2 protein-coding genes and 1 pseudogene are annotated in these 2,470 nt (G+C 50.0%); all 3 read left to right on the top strand.

Going from position 1 to position 2,470, the window contains the following annotated elements; genetic code table 11:
- Positions 1-717: pseudogene (locus QUB16_RS30340) on the top strand (precorrin-3B synthase); the annotation flags it as partial.
- A gap of 154 nt (positions 718-871) precedes the next feature.
- Positions 872-1,501 (top strand): precorrin-8X methylmutase, encoded by a 630-nt coding sequence (locus tag QUB16_RS30335; protein WP_333321882.1) that lies wholly within the window; start codon positions 872-874, stop codon positions 1,499-1,501.
- On the top strand, positions 1,498-2,208 hold the full coding sequence (locus QUB16_RS30330) for a precorrin-2 C(20)-methyltransferase (RefSeq protein WP_333321881.1): 711 nt from the start codon (positions 1,498-1,500) through the stop codon (positions 2,206-2,208). Before QUB16_RS30335 ends, QUB16_RS30330 begins: the two co-directional genes overlap by 4 nt.
- Positions 2,209-2,470 lie beyond the last annotated feature (262 nt).

The following is a 2,470-nucleotide window of genomic DNA, read 5'->3' as shown; positions in this document are numbered from 1 at the left end:
TCCATCGACTCATCTGCAAGGGCGATCGAACAATCCCGACATCTCGGCATCCACCCTCAGCGACAGTCGGATTTCTCGTACATGGGAATTGCGCTGCCTCTCGGTAGGCTAGAATCAAAACAACTGCGGAATTTGGCAAATTTAGCCCAAAATCTAGCCAGCGGTACCCTGAGACTTACGCCGTGGCAAAATCTGTTGATTTCTGATATCCCCAACTCCCAGCTTTTTGAGGTAAAACAGCAAATCGCCGATTTGGGATTGCACTCGTCGGCGAGTCGCCTAGATTCGTGCTTGGTGGCTTGTGCCGGCAGCAGCGGCTGTGCGTCGGCGGCGACAGATACTCAAAGTCACGCCCTAGCAATGGCGAGGGATTTAGCGCAAAAATTGACGATCGACCTGCCGATTAACATTCATTTCAGCGGTTGCCAAAAGTCCTGCGCCCAGCACCAGCCACTTGATATCACGCTGGTGGGAATTCAGATTGAGCGAGGAGACGAAACTATCGAAGGTTACGACATTTATGCGGGTAGAAAAGATTTGCCGTTCGGGCGACCAATTTTTCAGGCGGTGAGTGCGATCGAGATGCCCGGTGCGATCGAGCGAATGTTGCGGGTGTATCAGCGGTTTCGAGACCCTTTGGAGTCATTTGGTGAGTTTGTCGATCGGCAGGCGATCGACCAATTGCAGGAGTTGTTCAGCAGCGAAAATCGGAATTGAAAGTGAAAAAATATCCCATGAAAACTGACAATTTTTAATTATTTCTCTTTCTATCTTTCTGGATCTTTCTTCTTTCGCGTCCTTTCCCTCTTGGCGGTTCATTCAAAAAATCTCTTTCAAAAATCCCACAAACTTCCCATAGCAGTTTTAAACAATGATTGACTACATTCGAGACGGAACAGAAATCTACACCAAATCCTTCGCCACTATTCGAGCCGAAGCAGATTTGTCAAGCTTGCCGCCCGATTTAGAATCGGTAGCCGTGCGACTAATTCACAGTTGCGGCATGACTGATATTGTTACAGATTTAGCAGCTTCCCCCGGTGCAGCCACCTGCGGACGCCAAGCCCTCTCCGCAGGTGCGCCGATTCTGTGCGATGCCCGGATGGTGGCCGAAGGCATCACTCGCAAACGCCTTCCCGCTGACAATCCGGTGATTTGCACCCTCTGGCATTCCGAAATCCCGGAGTTGGCGCGACAAATAGGAAATACTCGATCGGCTGCGGCGCTTGATTTATGGCTGGATAGCTTGCAGGGTGCGGTTGTGGCGATCGGCAATGCCCCGACTGCTTTGTTCCGACTACTGGAAATGTTGGATGCCGGAGCACCCAAACCGGCTTTAATTCTGGGTTTCCCGGTAGGATTTGTGGGGGCTGCCGAATCCAAAGCCGAACTCGCTGCCAACAGTCGGGGAGTGCCATTTATTACGTTGCACGGGCGGCGCGGTGGCAGTGCAATGGCAACGGCGGCCGTGAATGCGTTAGCGAAAAAGGATGAATTATGACTCAGGCTACTGGTAAATTGTACGGTTTGGGTATTGGCCCGGGCGATCCAGAATTGATCACATTGAAAGCTTATCGGATTTTGCAATCGGTGCCGGTGATTGCCTATCCAGCGATGGAAAATGGTAAGGTGCTGGCGCGGGCGATCGTCGCTGATTATCTGCGCCCGGAGCAAATTGAGATTCCGATGCCGCTGCCTTTTAGTCCGACGCGATCGTCTCAACCTTATTATGATATTGCTGCCGAGAAAATTGCGGCACATCTGAGCGAGGGGCGGGATGTGGCGGTGCTATGTGAGGGCGAGCCTTTTCTCTACGGCTCGTTTATGTATCTATTCAACCGTTTGTCGGCGAGATTTACCACTGAAGTTGTGCCGGGAATTTCTTCGACAATGGCGAGTGCGGCGGCGTTGGGAGTGCCGCTGACTTATCGTAACGATGTGTTAAGTATTATGCCTGCGACGCTGGAGGCTGAGGTTTTGCGCGATCGACTGGCGGTTGTTGATGCTGCTGTGATTATTAAGCTGGGCCGGCATTTTGCGAAAGTCCGGGACGTGCTGATTGAGTTGGGACAGTTCGATCGAGCTTTGTATATAGAACGCGCAACTATGCCGAATCAGCGAATTCGGGCGATCGCAGATGTCGAGCCCGCTGAAGTTCCCTATTGGGCTCTCATTATGATACCTAGCCAGCAGAAGTCTGTATCTTAATATTTCCATGCCTGAAGGCGACGCGCTTCCAGGCTTTACCTACTTTTTTGTGCATTCTTACCCCTTTATCCAGTTTTATTCATATTGATAACTTAAGCTTATAACTTTCATTAGTTAATCTGTTGTTAAAAAACTTTACAAACCTGAGAATATGCTTTATGTTTATTTACATGGCGGAACACAAGGCCGTCACGAACATTGAAAACCAAATAAAGCAATCATAAACAAATGACAACAACCTTACAGCAGCGCGAAAGCGCCA

The sequence above is a fragment of the Microcoleus sp. D3_18a_C4 genome, assembly GCF_036702415.1.
In the GTDB taxonomy this organism is placed as follows: domain Bacteria; phylum Cyanobacteriota; class Cyanobacteriia; order Cyanobacteriales; family Microcoleaceae; genus Microcoleus.
Note: the sequence above shows the minus strand (reverse complement) of the source record. Positions and strands in the feature narration are given on the sequence as shown.